Source organism: Glycomyces lechevalierae, from assembly GCF_027622945.1.
Taxonomy (GTDB): Bacteria; Actinomycetota; Actinomycetes; order Mycobacteriales; family Micromonosporaceae; genus Glycomyces; species Glycomyces rutgersensis.
Window position 1 is genome coordinate 526,302 of the sequence record NZ_JAPZVQ010000002.1, and the last position, 15,337, is coordinate 541,638.

The 15,337-nt window shown below is 70.7% G+C and carries 17 protein-coding genes; 8 read left to right on the forward strand and 9 right to left on the reverse strand.

Going from position 1 to position 15,337, the window contains the following annotated elements:
* The first annotated feature begins 146 nt into the window (after positions 1 to 146).
* The 3 genes from O2L01_RS06115 to O2L01_RS06125 all read left to right on the forward strand — a co-directional run bounded on the left by O2L01_RS06115 (position 147) and on the right by O2L01_RS06125 (position 2,730).
* Entirely contained in the window at positions 147 to 1,034 is an 888-nt protein-coding gene (locus tag O2L01_RS06115; protein ID WP_270121061.1) for a carbohydrate kinase family protein, read from the forward strand.
* Between the two features lie 68 nt (positions 1,035 to 1,102).
* A complete protein-coding gene (gene egtD / locus O2L01_RS06120) occupies positions 1,103 to 2,083 on the forward strand; it encodes an L-histidine N(alpha)-methyltransferase (RefSeq protein WP_270121011.1) in 981 nt (326 codons plus the stop codon).
* A 53-nt stretch (positions 2,084 to 2,136) separates the two neighbouring features.
* Positions 2,137 to 2,730, forward strand: a complete 594-nt coding sequence (locus tag O2L01_RS06125; RefSeq protein ID WP_270121012.1) for a histidine phosphatase family protein — start codon at positions 2,137 to 2,139, stop codon at positions 2,728 to 2,730.
* Between the two features lie 40 nt (positions 2,731 to 2,770).
* On the opposite strand, the gene O2L01_RS06130 is transcribed toward O2L01_RS06125, so the two are convergent.
* Together O2L01_RS06130 and O2L01_RS06135 are read right to left on the reverse strand one after the other, a co-directional pair.
* Positions 2,771 to 3,274: a GNAT family N-acetyltransferase gene (locus tag O2L01_RS06130; RefSeq protein WP_270121013.1), complete on the reverse strand. Its 504-nt coding sequence runs from the start codon at positions 3,272 to 3,274 to the stop codon at positions 2,771 to 2,773.
* 28 nt (positions 3,275 to 3,302) lie between these two features.
* Positions 3,303 to 4,145: a class I SAM-dependent methyltransferase gene (locus O2L01_RS06135; protein ID WP_270121014.1), complete on the reverse strand. Its 843-nt coding sequence runs from the start codon at positions 4,143 to 4,145 to the stop codon at positions 3,303 to 3,305.
* Between the two features lie 133 nt (positions 4,146 to 4,278).
* Here O2L01_RS06135 and O2L01_RS06140 point away from each other — a divergent pair, with 133 nt between their 5' ends.
* Entirely contained in the window at positions 4,279 to 4,968 is a 690-nt protein-coding gene (locus O2L01_RS06140; RefSeq protein ID WP_270121015.1) for a lysoplasmalogenase, read from the forward strand.
* Positions 4,965 to 5,570, forward strand: a complete 606-nt coding sequence (locus O2L01_RS06145; protein WP_270121016.1) for a hypothetical protein — start codon at positions 4,965 to 4,967, stop codon at positions 5,568 to 5,570. Before O2L01_RS06140 ends, O2L01_RS06145 begins: the two co-directional genes overlap by 4 nt.
* A 108-nt stretch (positions 5,571 to 5,678) precedes the next feature.
* Here O2L01_RS06145 and O2L01_RS06150 read toward each other — a convergent pair whose 3' ends face one another.
* The 5 genes from O2L01_RS06150 to O2L01_RS06170 all read right to left on the reverse strand — a co-directional run bounded on the left by O2L01_RS06150 (position 5,679) and on the right by O2L01_RS06170 (position 10,563).
* Entirely contained in the window at positions 5,679 to 6,626 is a 948-nt protein-coding gene (locus tag O2L01_RS06150) for a phosphotransferase (RefSeq protein ID WP_270121017.1), read from the reverse strand.
* A 126-nt stretch (positions 6,627 to 6,752) separates the two neighbouring features.
* Positions 6,753 to 7,106 carry a hypothetical protein gene (locus O2L01_RS06155; RefSeq protein WP_270121018.1) on the reverse strand — a complete coding sequence of 118 codons (354 nt, stop codon included), beginning with the start codon at positions 7,104 to 7,106 and terminating at the stop codon, positions 6,753 to 6,755.
* Positions 7,107 to 7,170: 64 nt separating this feature from the next.
* Positions 7,171 to 9,327 (reverse strand): HelD family protein, encoded by a 2,157-nt coding sequence (locus tag O2L01_RS06160; protein ID WP_270121019.1) that lies wholly within the window; start codon positions 9,325 to 9,327, stop codon positions 7,171 to 7,173.
* Positions 9,328 to 9,419: 92 nt separating this feature from the next.
* Positions 9,420 to 9,845 carry a GNAT family N-acetyltransferase gene (locus O2L01_RS06165; protein ID WP_270121020.1) on the reverse strand — a complete coding sequence of 142 codons (426 nt, stop codon included), beginning with the start codon at positions 9,843 to 9,845 and terminating at the stop codon, positions 9,420 to 9,422.
* Between the two features lie 22 nt (positions 9,846 to 9,867).
* Positions 9,868 to 10,563 carry a DUF2306 domain-containing protein gene (locus O2L01_RS06170; protein ID WP_270121021.1) on the reverse strand — a complete coding sequence of 232 codons (696 nt, stop codon included), beginning with the start codon at positions 10,561 to 10,563 and terminating at the stop codon, positions 9,868 to 9,870.
* A gap of 102 nt (positions 10,564 to 10,665) precedes the next feature.
* Between O2L01_RS06170 and O2L01_RS06175 the strand changes: the two genes are divergently transcribed.
* On the forward strand, positions 10,666 to 11,448 hold the full coding sequence (locus tag O2L01_RS06175; RefSeq protein ID WP_270121022.1) for a MerR family transcriptional regulator: 783 nt from the start codon (positions 10,666 to 10,668) through the stop codon (positions 11,446 to 11,448).
* Between the two features lie 176 nt (positions 11,449 to 11,624).
* Here the strand turns inward: O2L01_RS06175 and O2L01_RS06180 are convergent, their stop codons facing one another.
* Positions 11,625 to 12,512 (reverse strand): sulfotransferase domain-containing protein, encoded by an 888-nt coding sequence (locus tag O2L01_RS06180; RefSeq protein ID WP_270121023.1) that lies wholly within the window; start codon positions 12,510 to 12,512, stop codon positions 11,625 to 11,627.
* 140 nt (positions 12,513 to 12,652) lie between these two features.
* Between O2L01_RS06180 and O2L01_RS06185 the strand changes: the two genes are divergently transcribed.
* Positions 12,653 to 13,198 (forward strand): thioredoxin family protein, encoded by a 546-nt coding sequence (locus O2L01_RS06185; protein ID WP_270121024.1) that lies wholly within the window; start codon positions 12,653 to 12,655, stop codon positions 13,196 to 13,198.
* On the opposite strand, the gene O2L01_RS06190 is transcribed toward O2L01_RS06185, so the two are convergent.
* The gene (locus tag O2L01_RS06190) at positions 13,195 to 14,373 is read right to left on the reverse strand and encodes an amidohydrolase (protein WP_270121025.1); all 1,179 of its coding nucleotides are present in this window, start codon (positions 14,371 to 14,373) and stop codon (positions 13,195 to 13,197) included. The genes O2L01_RS06185 and O2L01_RS06190 overlap by 4 nt on opposite strands.
* Before the next feature lie 111 nt (positions 14,374 to 14,484).
* On the opposite strand from O2L01_RS06190, the gene O2L01_RS06195 reads away from it, so the two are divergent.
* Entirely contained in the window at positions 14,485 to 15,186 is a 702-nt protein-coding gene (locus O2L01_RS06195) for a GntR family transcriptional regulator (protein WP_270121027.1), read from the forward strand.
* Positions 15,187 to 15,337: the final 151 nt, after the last annotated feature.

The window sequence follows — 15,337 nt, forward strand, 5'->3', positions numbered from 1 at the left end:
CACGAAGCCCGCCCGCGCGACTGCGCCGCGATCCGGACGCGCCCGCCCAGTAGGACGCGAATCCGACTTCCGACCCGAAGGACGCCTGCAATACCCTCTCCGCAGCGGCATCCGCGCCCGAACGGAAGGAGCCCCCGTTGATCCTCGTGGCAGGCGAGAACATCATCGACCTCGTCCCAGCCCCCGGCGGCCAGCTCCGCCCCACCTGCGGCGGCGGTCCCGCGAACACCGCCGTCTCGCTCGCCCGGCGCGGCATCCCGACCGCGCTCGTCGGCACCGTGGGCGGCGACCACTTCGGCCGGCAGACGTGGCGGCGACACATCGCCGCCGGCGTGCGCCGCGAATGGCTGCTGCGCACCGAACTGCCCTCCACGCTCGGCCTCGCGATCGTCAGCGAGGACGGCACCGCCGAGTACGACTACTGGACGACCGGCACCGCCGACTTCGCGTGGGAGGGCCGGGCCCTGCCCAAGCCCGATCCGGCCCAGGTCGACCTCGTGCACTTCGGGTCCCTCGCCGCCTACCTCGAGCCGTCCGCGCGCGCGATCGAGCACTGGGTGAACCGCGCCCGCCGCGCCGTCCCGATCTCCTTCGACCCGAACATCCGCCTCGGCGCGATGGGCGACCGCGCGAAGGTCCTCGAACGCACTGAGCGCCTGGTCGGGCTCGCGACCCTCGTGCGCGTCTCCGAGCGCGACCTCGGCCGCCTCTACCCGGGCACCGCGGTGGACGAGATCGCCCGCAAGTGGCTCGAAGCCGGTCCGGAACTGGTGGTCGTGACCCTCGGCGACGCCGGGTCGGTCGCCTTCCACCGCAACCACGTCACGGAGATGACGGCGGTCCCGGTGGACGTGGTCGACACGATCGGCGCGGGCGACGCGTTCACGTCCGGGCTCCTCGGCTGGCTCACCTCGGCGGGCTGGATGCGCCTCGACCGGCTCCCCGCCTGGGGCAACCAGGCCGTGGTCGCCGCGGCCCTGCGGTACGCGAGCCAGGTCGCCGCGCAGGCGTGCACCGTTCCGGGCGCACCATGAAGGGAAGCACTGCGACGCCCGTCGTTCACTGAGGCGAAACATGCCCCGAGTCGACATACGATGATGGTGTGTCTGCTCCTGAAATGCGGATCTGCCTCGACGAGTCCGACCTCGACGCGTCGCTGCGCCTCGACGTCCGCCGGGGCCTGACCTCGCACCCCAAGCACCTGCCGATGCGCCTGCACTACGACGGCCGCGGCTCGACCCTGTTCGGCGAGCTCACCCGCCAGCCCGAGTACTACCAGACCCGCAGCGAGCGCGCGATCCTCCACGACGGGGCCGCCGAGATCGCGGACGCTCTCGGGACCGACCCGATCTCCGTGATCGAACTCGGCGCGGGCCGGGCCGAGAAGATCCGGCCCGTGCTCAGCGCACTCGCCGCCGCCGGCCGCCTCGACGCGTTCTGGCCCTTCGACGTCGCCGAAGGGGAGGTCAAGGACGTGCTGCGCGAGCTCGCCACGGCCTACCCGGACGCCCACCTCGGCGGGATCGTCGGCGACTTCACGCTCCACCTCGCGAACCTGCCCGACCACCACGACACGCGCCTCGTCGCGTTCCTCGGCGGCACCTTCGGCAACTTCGCCGGCATGGAGCGCAGCCAGTTCCTGCGCGACCTGCGCGAGGCCCTGCGCCCCGGCGACTGGTTCCTGCTCGGCGCCGACCTCGTGAAGGACCCGGACGTGATCCTCGCGGCCTACAACGACGCCGCCGGGGTGACCGCCGAGTTCAACCGGCACATCCTCTACGTCCTCAACCACCGCCTCGGCGCCGACTTCGAACCCGACAGCTTCGAGCACATCGCCTTGTGGGACAACGACACCGCCACCATCGACATGCGCCTGCGCGCCATGAAGCCGATGCGGGTGGACCTCTCGGCGCTCGGTCTGGACATCTCGTTCGCCGTGGGCGAGGAGATCCACACCGGCATCTCCACCAAGTTCATGCCCGCCGAGCTCGAGAACCAGCTCCAGGCCAGCGGATTCGAGACCACCCGCTGGTGGACGGATGAGCACGACTACATGGGCGTGTTCCTCGCCCGCGCGATCTGAGCCGCTGAGGCGATCGCCCGTGGCCCTGGCCGCGCCGGATTAAGGTGGTCGGCATGGGAGAGATCGTGCTCATCCGCCACGGCGAGACCACCTGGTCCGCCTCCGGACGGCATACGTCCGTCACCGACCTCGAGCTCACCGAGAACGGTGTGTCCCAAGCGAAGGCGCTCGCGCCGCTGCTGAGCGGGCGCGAGTTCGCGGCCGTCTGGTCGAGCCCCCGCAAACGGGCGCTCATCACCGCCGACCTCGCGGGCCTCGACGTCACCGCCGTCATCCCCGACCTCGCCGAATGGGGCTACGGCGACTACGAGGGCCGCACCAGCGAGGAGATCGCGGACGAGGACCCCGACTGGTCGCTCTGGACCGACGGCGGCACCGGCTCCGGCGGTGAAACCCCTGATGAGGTCGCTGCCCGCCTCGACCGGGCGCTCGCCGAGGCCGAACCGCTCCTCGAACGCGGCGACGTCGCGTTCATCGCCCACGGCCACAGCCTCCGCGTCGCCGCGGCCCGCTGGCTCGGCCGCCCGGCCCGCGACGGCCGCGAGTTCAAGATCGACACCGCCTCGATCGCCGCCCTCGGCTACGAGCACGGCCGCCACGCGATCACCCTGTGGAACCTGACGGCGGCCGCCGCGAACGGCGGCTAGTCAATCAGAGACACCTCTTGCGCCCCAGGCGACTCGCCGCTCACGGCAGTGTGCGGGTGAGCCAGACGATGTCGCCGCGGTCGTCGGTCGTGACGTGGTCGCGCTCGAAGTCGAGCTTCTCGAGGACGCGGAACGACGCGGTGTTCCAGTCACGCACCGTCGACCACAGCCGGGTGCGGCGGGTCGCTGCAGCGGCGTCGAGGACCGCGCGGGCCGCCTCGGTGGCGTAGCCGTTGCCGTGGACGCGTTCGAACAGCTCGTAGGCGATCTCGGGCTCCTCGAGGCTCGCCCGGCCCACGGTCAGTCCGCAGTAGCCGATGAAGTCGCCTTCCGCCCGTCGTTGGATCGGCAGCAGCGCGATGCCTGTGGCAGCTGCGTTGGCGATGCCGTCCGCGATGATCGCTCGGATCTCCTCGATCGGCTGCGTCCCGCCGCCGCGCTCGGCGTGCAGGGCACGGAGCTCATCGGCGTCCGAGTCCTTCCACGGGCGCAGGATCAACCGCTCGGTCTCAAGATGGAACGACATCGGCTCGAATGAAGGCATGGCCCAACTATGCACGATCCGGACCGGTTCAGGGCCGCCAGATGACGACCCCCGTCGACATCTCGCGCTCCGAGAAGCGACCGTCCGGGGCCGCGTCGGCCAGCAGGGCGCGCAGTTCGATCTCGAAGGCGGGCAGGCGTTCCGCGAAGAGGTGCGGCGCGGAACTCGACAGGGAGAACACCGCGGAGACGATCGAGTCGATGCTCCGGTCGAAGATCCGGCCGTCGTCGACCTGGATGCGGTTCACCTTGGTGTACCCGGCTTCCCGCATGACGTCCTCCTCCCCGCCCGCGGTGCCGCCGGGCAGGAATCCCTGGCCGGCACGGCGAACCGGCCCGAGGTACGCCGCCACGAGTTCGCTGATGCGATCCCAGGGCGGGGCCGGGTGCGGCAGCGTCTCCGGGTCCTCGGCGCCGCGGTGGGTGGTGGCGCCGACGTGTATCCAGTGCCCGTCCGGGCGCAGCAGTTCGCGCACGCGGCGGGCGACCAGCAGGCGGTCCATCCAGTGGAAGGACTGCGCGAAGGCCACGACATCGAAGACGCCCAGGTCATCCGGCAGTTCCTCGGCGCGCAGTTGCCGCCATTCGATCTCGGCGAGCCCGGCGTCCTCGGCCCTCCGACTGGCTTCCCGGAGCATGCCCGCGTCCGGGTCGACGCCCACAGTGGCGGCGAAGAGCGGCGCGAGCAGCAGCGTCAGCGAGCCTGGGCCGCAGCCGACATCGAGGAGGCGGCCGGTGCCGTCGAGCCCGAGTTCGGCGCGCACGGCTTCGGCGAGGCCGGTCGGATACGGCATCCGGCCGACGCTGTAGTGGGCGGCGCTGCCGGCGAAGAGGGTCTCGTCCCACTCCCATTCGGCGGCGTCAGCGGTCATCGGAGCAGCTTCTGTTTCTCATCGGCGCCAGCATCGCCGATCTCCTGAGCGATCGCCAGCGCTTTTCCGAAGCGCGCGGTCGCGCCCTCAACTCGACCGCCCCGTCGCTGGGCTCTGGTAGGCTCCGGCAGCCATGAACCCTCCCCTCGTTCTGATCCGTTCGGTGCTCGTGCGTTTCCCGACGCGTTTCTGGCTGTGGGCGTTCGCGGTCGCGATCGCGGCGGACCTCGCCGTGATCAGCTTCGACGCAGACCCGCTGCGCTGGGCGACGAAGCCCGCGCTCATGCTGCTGCTCCTGTGCCACTTGATCATCGCGACGCAGCCGGGTCTGCGCCCGGCCCGCCTGCTCGGTCTGGGGCTCCTGTTCGCCTGCGCGGCGGACATCGCGCTGCTGCTCGACGGCACGCCCGCGTTCCTGGTCGGGATGGGCCTGTTCGCCCTCATGCAGGTCACGTATCTGGCGGTCTTCGTGCGCTTGGGTGCGCTGTCGACGCTCCGCGGCCGTTGGATCGTTCCTGCGTGCTATTTGGTGTTCTGGTTGGGCGCCAATGTGATCCTTTGGCCTCGGCTGGAGGCGCTGGCGGTTCCGGTCGCGGTCTACAGCCTGCTGCTCGTCGCCATGGCGGCGGCCGCCGGCGCTTTGAACCGCCTCGCGGCGGTGGGCGGGCTGCTCTTCGTGGTCTCGGACCTCACGCTCGGCCTGGGCGTCTCGGGCCTCGAGTTTCCGCTCCAGTCGCAAACGGTGATGGCGACTTATGCTGCGGCGCAACTGCTCCTGATCCTCGGAACCATCAAGGCCCTGCCCTTCAAGGCCCCCGAATGACCTCGCTCGTCAACATCGCCGCGATCCTTGTGTTCGCGCTGCTCGTCTTCGCCGTTGTGGGCGTCTCGCTGCGTCTCCTGATCCCGTCCGAGCCCCACCGGCCTGCGACGACCGAACGGTCTCGCGCGGGCTCGGTGCGCCGCGCCCTCACCAACATCGCCGGTTTCATCGCGTTCGCCGCCGCGATGGGGCTGGCCTTCGAGGTCCGGGCCGCTTACGGCTCCCCCTTCGGCGAGCGCGGGCTTCCCACCGTCGAAGTGGTCGAAGTCGGCGACTGCGAGCGCGCTCCGCTGGGCTTCGGCATCGCCCGGACCTGCGACCTGACCTCGTTTCGCGCAACGGACTCCGAGGACCTTGACCCTTCGTGGGTCGAATCGATCGAGGTCGCCACGGGCGCGCCGGTCGAGCCGGGCGACCTGGTCGCCCCGTACTCCCCCTCGCGTTGGACCGCATACGTGTTCCTCGGCTCGACCGATGCCCGCTGGCGGCCCGTGTCCGCTGAAGGTCGTCCGAACCTCGACTGGCTGCCTACGGTGACGCTCTTCGGCGCGACCGTCCTCTTCTCGGCCTTCATGAAGCGCAGGGTTGCGGCGAGCCCTTGACCGGTACCGGCGGGTGTCGAGGTGACGGGAGTTCGTGCGGCTGCCCCGTAGCCAGCAGCTTGGTTCAGCGCTGGTCCTGTACTGCCGGAGACCCGTGGAGCGCATTGCTCAACCGAGGGCGTCTTGATCCGGCACGGGCAGTGGCAGTCCAAGGGCCGCTGCCAGCCACGTCAGGTTGATCGACGCGAGGTCGACGAACACGCGGCGGAGCCAATCCGGCTGCTCGCTCACACAGGCGCGCTGCAGTGACGGCCCTGCAAGCCTCGCGATGAGGGGTGCGGGTTCCGTGCACACCTGCCACGGCGGCGGGCCGCCCTCCAGGTGCAGCGTGGGAAGCAACTGCACGAGGTCGTGCAACTCGTGGCCGGCGCCGGCGTGCGACCAGTCGACGAGGCGACCTTCGCGCTCGCCGGTGTTGCCGAGGATGCACAGGTTGTCGCTGCGGAAGTCGCCGTGCACCAGGTGTGCATCGAGTTCGAGAGCGGTGCCGGCCTCCGCGTCGACAGCGGTCAGGGTCTCGGCGTTGGCCTCGAGCCAGCCGCGGATGACGACACCGAGATCGGCAAGCCGGTCGGCGAGCTCGATGACGCGCGGCCACTGTGGCCCGGGCCAGCTGGGGGTCCGCGGCAGCCCGACAGGGAGCGGCACTCGGCGCAAACGGTCGAGCGTGCGGCGGAGAACGTCGATGTCGCCTGGTCGCCAGACGGTCGACGTGCTGCCGCCCGGATGCTTGACGCCGGCCGCGGGCCAGTAGGCGGCGGACAGGTCCTCCGTCACCAACAACGGCTGTCCAGTGCCGTCGTCGTGCCAGCCGAGGACCTCGGGGGCGAGGCCGGTGCCGCGGAGGTGGTCGAGGATCCGGTGCTCGTTGCGCAGCCAGCCCGCAGTCTCTTCGGTCGTGGCTCCTTTGGCAAACGCGGCGCTGCCGTCGCTGAACGTGACGACGAGCCGTTCGGCAGCAGACAGCCCGAACTCAGGTGTGCGCCAGGCCGCCGCCGTCTTGCCGAGCAGCGATCCGACAGTCCCGGCGATCGCAGGCGTTTCGGCAGCTGTCACGCCCTAGGTATAGCAGGCATCTCCGATACGCCGGCAGCAGTGCTGGTCGCGCCGAGGGCGCCGTCCGCGATTGGCGATGGGCGACCTGGGCGCGCCGCCCTGCGCTGCGCCGTTAGGCGGACCGGTTCATTCCGGGAACGGCCGCAACGGGTCGGGCTCGTTCGGTTCCGGATACGGCCGGGTCGGATCGGGCTCGCCAGGCGAAGGGTACGGCTTGGCCGGGTCGGGTTCACCCGGTGACGGGTACGGCTTGGCCGGGTCGGGCTCACCCGGCGACGGGTACGGCTTGGCCGGGTCGGGCTCACCCGGCGACGGGTACGGCTTGGCCGGATCAGGCTCGCCGGGCGTCGGGAAGGGCGGGTGCGGGTCGGGTTCCCCGGGTGACGGATACGGTCGGTTCGGGTCGGGCCGCCCCGGTTCGTCCGGTGCGGGCTCGCGCTCGCCGTTCCCCAAGGTGTCGGTCGCGTGCCGGTCGGTCATAGCTCCCCCTCCGCTACAAGAGCGGAGGGGTACCCGACCGGCGCGCGATCCATGCACCGGGCGCTCAGGCCAGGTCGATCCTGGTGAGGCGTTGCGTGGCCCTGGTCAGGACCACGTACGCGACGCCCGCGCCGTGCGATTTAGCGACGGCTTCGAGGTCGACGGCGATCACGGCGTCCCATTCGAGGCCCTTGGACTCCAAGGGGCCCACGAGGGTCACGCGGCCGTCGTGGACGATGTCCGCGAGTTCCGGGTGGCGGTCGTACGACGCGATGATGCCGACGGTGCCTTCGACGGCTTCGAGTGCCTGGACGACCGCGCCCGCGACCTCGGGCATGAGCGCGTCGGCGGCGACGGTCTTCTCCGCGACGGCCACGCCGGTCTCGCGCACGGCCTCGGGCAGGTCGATGTTGCGCAGGCGCGGCTTCGCCCATTCGGCGGCGTACTCGAAGACCTCTTTGGAGTTCCGGTAGTTCTTGGTCAGGTGGAACTCGTGGAGGCGCCCGCTCGGGACGGCGCGGCGGCGGGCGTCGGCGCTCTCCCTCGGGCGCGGCCAGCTCGACTGGGCCTCGTCGCCGACGATGGTCCAGCCGGCGCCGCGGCCGCGGCGGCCGAGCATCCGCCACTGCATGGGCGAGAGGTCCTGGGCCTCGTCGACGATGACGTGCGCGTAGTCCTCGTAGAACGCGTCGCGCGCCTGCCGCTCGGGCCGGTCGTAGTAGCGGTCCTGGACCGTGGAGACCTCTTGGATGCCGTCCCAGGAGCGGATGCGGTCCCGGTTGCGGGGCTGCGGCTTCACGCCGAGGAGAATGCGCAGCTCGTCGAGGAGCGCCACGTCCGGGATCGAGAAGTCGGTCTCGCGCAGCGAGGCCGCGACCCCTTCGATGGCCTCTTTCTTGAGGTGCCCTTCGGCGGCGGACGCGAGGCGGCGGTCGTCGCCGGCCCAGCCGAGGACGTCGGCCGGGTCGAGGTCGGGCCACCAGTGGTCGAGGAAGGTGAGGAACTCGCCGCGGGAGCCCACGTCGCGGGAGAACTTCGCCGGCTCGGCCTCTTCGATGACCGGTTTGATCTTGCGCCACAAGGCAACAAGGAGGGCGCGTCCGGCCTCGGTCTTGGCGAGATTCGGGCGCGGCTCCTTCTCGAAGACGCGGGCGCGGGCGGCCGCGAGTTCGGCGGCGTCGAGCCGGAACACGTCGCCGCGGTAGACGATGCGCAGCTCGTCGGGCGCGCCGGGCGGGGTCTGGCGGACGAGGCGGCGCAGGATCGGGAGCATCACGGTGCCGCCCTTGACGGCCGCGACCTCGGGCCGGTCCTGGCGGGTGGCCTCGACGCCGGCGTACAGCTCGCCGAGGGAGTACAGGGCGGCGGTCTCCTCGCCGAGGCTGGGGAGGACCCGCCCGATGTACTTCATGAACACGGCCGAGGGGCCGACGACGAGGATGCCGGCGGCCTCGTAGCGGCTGCGGTCCTGGTAGAGCAGGTACGCGGCGCGGTGGAGGGCGACGACGGTCTTGCCGGTGCCGGGCCCGCCGGTGATGATCGTGGCGCCGCGGCCGGGCGCGCGGATCGCGGCGTCCTGCTCGGCCTGGATGGTGGCGACGATGTCGCGCATCCGCCCGGTCCGCTTGCGGCCCAAGGCGGCCATGAGCGCGCCGTCGCCGATCACGGGGAGGCGGTCGGCGGCGTCCTCATTGAGCAGGTCGTCGCTGATCTCCTCGACGGTGCGGCCGAAGGAGCGGATGACGCGGCGGCGCGCGACCTCCTGGCGGTCGACGGCGGTGGCGCGGTAGAACGGCGCAGCGGCCGGGGCGCGCCAGTCGACGAGGAGGGTGCGGTACTCCTCGTCGCGCACGCCGAGGCGCCCGACGTGGCGGACCTTCCCGTCGTCGAAGTCGAGGCGGCCGAAGACGAGGCCCTCGTGCTGGGAGTCGAGGTCGGCGATGCGGCGGGCGGCCTGGTAGACGAACACGTCGCGTTCGTACCGGGCGCCGGGCACGGTGGCGGCGAGGTGGGCGTAGCCGGAGTCGCGGTTGCCTTCGGCCTCACCGCGGAGCACGTCGACGCGCGCGTAGACGCGGTCGACGAAGCCCTGCTCGATCGCGATCTCCTGCTCGGGGGTGCTGGCGGGATCGGGGACGGGGACGGCGTGCGTCGTGTCGACGTCCTGTTCTTGCTGGGCATCCGGTTGGGCGGCTCTGGCGGGGCCTGGTTCCTGGGACACTGCGCTCCTCGCTCGAATTCGAGAACGCACAAGCCTAGCGCGTCGCGGCGACACCCGTCCGCCGATCATGGACTAGGGAGTGCTCGCACACCCTAAGGCTGAGCGGGCCACACCTTGTACATCCACGAGTAGTCGTCGTCGATCTCGTCGAACCCGAACTGGCGGTAGAGGCCCTGGGCGTCGGCGGTCGCGAGGAGGACCCGCTTGAGGCCCATCCGCTCGGTCTCCTCGAGGATGTGCGCCATGAGCCGCTTGCTCACGCCCCGGCCGCGCGCCTCGCGGTCCACGTACACGTCGCTGAGCCACCCGAAGTACGCGTGGTCGGTGACGAGCCGCGCGAACGCGAGCTGGCGGCCGTCCCCGTCGTAGAGCCCGAACGGCAGCGAGTGGTCGATGGCGAGGTCGCAGCGCTCGCGGGTACGGCCCATCGCCCAGTAGGTGTCGGTGGAGATGACCTTGTGGATCCACTCGCGGTCGAGCCGGTCGGGGTCGGAGGAGATCGTGTACGCGTCGCTCATCGCCCCAACCTATGCCCGCCTTTCAGGCCGCGCCAGCCGATATCCGGCGGTTCTCCTTGCGGCGCAGGTAGATCTCGATGAACACGAGGTTGAGCACGATTGAGCCGACGATCGACGCGGTGTACGCGGTGCTGAAGAGCGCCTCGAAGTCCCCGCCGTAGAACCCGTCGAGGAGCGGCAGCTGCACGACGATGAACAGCCCCAGGTAGACCCGCAGCATCACAGCGGCGAAGGTCGCGGCCATGCTCCGCAGCATCCACCGCTCGTGCGCGGCGAAGTCCCGCGCCCGCACGGCCCGGTAGGCGCGCACGGCCGTGTACAGCCAGAACACGTCGAGAAACACGAACGAGACGAGCGCGATCGGCCCGGCCGTGGTCAGCACGGCGACCACGATGCCGGCGAGGGCGCCCGGAAGGATCCCGCCGAGCAGGTAGACGCGGCCGAGGACCCGGTGGACCTTCGGGTGCCTGCGGCGGATCGAGCCGAAGAACTGGAAGGGCCCCACCAGGAGCGCGATGCCGCCGGCGGTGGCGTGGGCGATGAGGAACGGGAGGTGGATCGCCACGTTCTCGCGGATGTCGATGTTCGGCTCCATGCCCACGAGGTAGCGCGGGACGGCGAAGAAGACGATCGCGACGCTGGCGACGGCGACGACCACGACGGCGACGCGGCCGCGCCGCTCGGGGGTGCGTTCGGGGACGGTCAGGGTGGCGCTCATGAGGGGGTGCTCCTCAGGGGTGTCGTTGTGAGCGGAACTATCGATAGTGACACTATCATTAAATCGGACAGGTCACCACCGCCGCTCGGGTAAGAAGGACGCATGCGAATCGGAGAGCTCAGCACCAGGACCGGGGTCCCCGTGGCCACGATCAAGTACTACGTGCGCGAAGGGCTCGTGGCCGGCGGCGAGCGGACCGGCCACAACCAGGTCAGCTACGGCGAGGAGCACGTGCGGCGGCTGCGGCTGGTGCGCGCCCTGGTCGAGACCGGCGCGCTCCCGATCGCCAAAGTCCGCGAAGTCCTCTCCGAGGTCGAAGACCCCCGCCGCGACCTCGACAGCACGCTCGGCGTCGCCAGCCGCGCCCTCTTCAGCCACCGCGCGCCCGCCGAGGAGCCCGAGGACGCCGACCTCGAGACCGCGCGCGCGATCGTACGCCGCCAGGGCTGGAACCGCATCCCCAGCGATCACGACTTCGTGCGGACCCTCGCGGACGTCATCGGCCGCCTCCGGCTTCTCAACGTCAGTGACCTGGTCGAATACGAGGACCGGTACGCGCTCGCGGCCGAGCAGGTGGCCGAGGCCGACATCCGGCTCCTCGGCCGGCGCGAGGATCGCGAAGAGATTCTCGAGACGATGATCGTCGGAACCGTGCTCGGCGACGCGCTCTTCACGGCCCTCCGCCGCATCGCGCAAGTCGAGATCTCCGGCCGCGAATTCAAAGGGCCTGAGGAGCATCGGACCGAACGCGAGGAATGCTTATCCACAAGGGACCTTGATGTCGGGCAGTCCGCGCCCGGACCCGCATGCTTCTATGCGCAAATGGCAATGTCTGCACTTGTCGGATTTGCGACTGTGCAAGTCGATTGGGCGGTTCTACGCTGATTCCACGCACCTGGTGGCGCGGCGGCAGAGGCCAAAGCCTGCTCGACAAGAGACTTTGCCGCCATCACCAGGAGGCCGTCCGACGAAGTGGGGTAGTCGAGACGGCCGGCGGCGGGGCTCCGACTACCTGGCTTTGGAGCCCCGCCGCATTTCGGCGCGCCAGGATTGCAGAGCGTTCAGGGGCGGTGGAGCCAGGCCAGGAGGTCCTTCGGGGCCATGGCTGCTACACGGGCCTCGTAGGCCGCGAGTGCTTCGGGGGTGAGGAGCTCGGCCGCCGAGCCTGAAGTGCCCCTTCGGAAGAAGGCGTCGCGGCTTTTCATGATGCCGGCCGGGTCGGGCGCGACCTGGTCCGCCATCGTCTTCATTTCGGCGAAGGTCGCGGCCTTGATCAGTTGCGGCCAGCGCGCTTCGTCCACTTCGATGCCGAGCCAGGCGGCGATGCGGCGCATCTCGCCTTCGAGGTCGGCGGCGAGGTCGGCGTAGTGGACGAGGAGGAGGTTGGGGTCTTCGCGGCGGGTCCAGGCGTCGTTGAGGTGGAGCATGACGCCTTGCAGGGAGTCGAGGTTCTCGCGGGGGTCGGCGTCTTCTTCGGTCCAGCGGACCAGCCACTCGTGCAGGGACTTCCGCGGTTTCGGCGGCTCGTTCGGGTCGGGTTCGGGGGCGCCGGTGAGGGCGCGGATCTTGTCGCGGTCGAGGTTCTGGCCCTGGTGGTAGAGGGAGACCGCGGCGTCGAGCGGGTGGCGGGCGACGACGATGTACCGGCTGTCGGGGTGCAGCGGGAAGCCGTCGAGCGGGGTGTGGGTCTTGATGAAGCGGCGGTGTGGCTGCGTTTCGAGCCGGGCGAAGACCTCGTCTTCGGGCACGACGAGCCAGTCGAGCCAGGGCGAGAGTTCCGGGAGGGGCGCGGGGAGGGCGGGGGTCTGGAAGACGAGGAGGGCGCAGATCATCTGCGTCCAGGTGGTGCCGTGCTTGGAGCGGGTGCTGATGACGATGTCGCCCGGCCTGGCCGGGAAGCGGTCCCAGCGTGCCGAGTCCTCGTCCGGTGAGGTGTAGCGGTGCGGCATGGCGGGGCGCCTTCCTTGTGCGAACGGTCTTGGGGCGAACGGCCTTGGAGCATAGGCGTTTCGCGGGCGGTGGCGCGAGCCGTTTGCGGGCGCGGTCCCTAGGATGGGTGTCCGACCGTTTTGTGAGGAGTGCGATTCCTTTGGCCCTCAACTCGACCATGGTGCCGCTCGGCACGCCCGCGCCCGATTTCTCGCTGCCGGACCTGGAGGGGAGCCCGCGGTCGCTCGCGGGCTTCGAGGCGCCGATGCTGCTGGTGGCGTTCCTGTGCAACCACTGCCCCTATGTGCGCCACATCGAGCAGGTCTTCGGGTCCTTCGCCGCCGGGCAGGCGGATCTGGACGTGGCGGCGATCTGCTCGAACGACTCCGAGCACTACCCCGACGACGCGCCGGCGGGACTCGCCGACCAGGTGGCGCGGGCGAACTGGACGTTCCCGTACCTGGTCGACGAGTCGCAGGAGGTCGCGCGGGCGTACAACGCGGCGTGCACCCCGGACTTCTTCCTGTACGGGCCGGACCGGGCGCTGGCGTACCGGGGCGCGTTCGACGGTTCGACTCCCGGCAACGGCGTGCCCGTCACCGGGGAGTACCTGGCGAACGCGATCGAGATGGTGCGCCGGGGCGAGCCGGTGCCCGAGCCGCACTACCCGTCGACGGGGTGCGGCATCAAATGGCGTTCCTCCTAGACCAGTGAGCCGTCGCGGGCGACGACGCGGCCGTTCTTGACCACGAGCTTGCGTTTGTGGTGCTCGAGGACGGCTTCGGACGGGTTGCGTCCCTGGACGGCGACGAGGTCGGCGGTGTCGCCGACGCCGAGGCCGTAGCCGTCGATCTTGAGCAGGCGCGCGCCGCCGAAGGTGGCGGCCTCGAGGGCGAGTTCGATGTCCGCGTCCTTGCTGAAGCCGGCGTTGCGGGCGAACCACTGGGTGCGCTGGAGGTTGTCTCCGGTGCCGTAGGGGCTCCAGAGGTCGCGTACGCCGTCGTTGCCGATGCCCATGTTGACGCCGGCTTCGTCGAGTTCGCGTAGCGGCAGGATCTTCTTGGGCGCCACGGAGGTCAGGCCGATCCGGAGTTCGGCGAGGTCGGCGATGAGGCGGGCGCGGGTGGCGTCGTCGGCGTCGCAGAGGGCGAAGGCGTGGCTGATGACGACCTTGCCGGTGTAGCCGAGGGCGCGGGTGCGCTCGATGATCATGTCGAACTCGCGGACGCCGAGGTCGCCGCCGTCGTGGAGGTGGATGTCGATCTCGGCGCCGTGCTTCTCGGCGAGCGCGAAGACGAGGTCGAGGTGGCGCGCGGCGTCGCCGTCGAAGCCTTCGGGGTCGATGCCGCCGATGGACTTGACGCCGGCTTTGAGGGCCTCGTCCATGAGCTCGGCGGTGCCGGGGCTGGCGAGGATGCCGGTCTGGGGGAAGGCGACGAGTTCGACGTCGATGCGCCCGGCGAGGCGTTCGACGCCTTCGCGGACCGCGTGGACGGCGCCGATGCCGATGCCCGGGTCGATGTCGACGTGCGAGCGGGCGTGGGTGGTGCCGGAGACGACCATGTTGGTGAGGAGCGCGGTGATGAAGTCGGCGTTGGGGATCCCGAACTCGGCGCGGCGCTCGGCGCCGTACGCGATGGCGGCGGCGAGGCCGGGCCCGGCGGTGCGCGGTACCCAGGGGCCGCCCCAGAGGGTCTTGTCGACGTGGGCGTGGGCGTCCACGAGGCCGGGGATGACGACGGCGCCGTCGAGGTCTTCGACCCGGGCGCCGGGGGCGTCGAGGGTGTCGCCGAGCGCGGCGATCTTCCCGTCCTGGACGAGGAGGTCGGTGCGTCCTTCGCGGCCCCAGAGTCGGGCGTCGCGCAGCAGCAGGTCGGTCATGTGCAGATCCTCTCGCCTCAGGTACCGCCTGTAACGGTATACCACTAACCGCGACCGTATACCGTTGACCCGACCCCGGCCACCGGCCGGGCCCGTGGAGAGAGAAACGTCATGACCCGAGCCGAACAGGTCTACCAGGCCCTGCGCGAGCGCATCGTCACCGTGGCCCTCGAACCAGGCGCGCGACTGATCGAACGCGACCTCGCCGCCGAGTTCGAGGTCTCCCGCATCCCGCTGCGGGAAGCCTTGCAGCGCTTGGCCGGAGACGGCCTCGTCACCACCGTCCCCGGGCAGGGCAGCATCGTCACCGTGCCCACCCCGAAGGACATCGAAGACCTCCTCGACGTGCGCGCCGGCCTCGAACCGCTCGCCGCCCGCCTCGCCGCCGTCGGGGCCGGCCCCGACGCCCTGGCCCGCCTGCGGGCCTGCGTGCAGCCCCAGAACGACCCCGAAGCGCTCACCGAGGCGAACGCGGCCTTCCACCGCGAGGTCGTCGCCGCCGCGGACAACCCGCTCCTCGCCCAGATCATGGAGCCGCTGGAAGCGCGCATGCGCTGGCTCTTCCACCTCACGTTCTTCAAAGGCGAAGGGGAACGCGACCCCGATCAGCAGCGCCTCGAGCACGCCGAACTCCTCGAAGCGCTCGAAGCGGCCGACCCCGACCGGGCGGCCGTGATCGCCTTGGCGCACATCGAAGACGGGCGCGGCCCGACCCTGGAGGCGACCCGGCGCTGGCGGCTGCAGGCCGTGGACGCCAAGGAGGCCACCAAGACCCGGCGGCGGCGCGTCAGCGCCTCAACAACCGGTGCTTGAGGCCCTGGTATCAGCGCCTACGCCTCCCGGCCGGCGTAAGCCGAGCGGACCGACCGGCACAGGTCGCCGCTGAACTGCCGAAACACCGCGTTGTCGGACCCGTGTGAGAGTGTGGTCCTTTTCGGTTGGTCGGAGGCGGATGCGGGTGGGA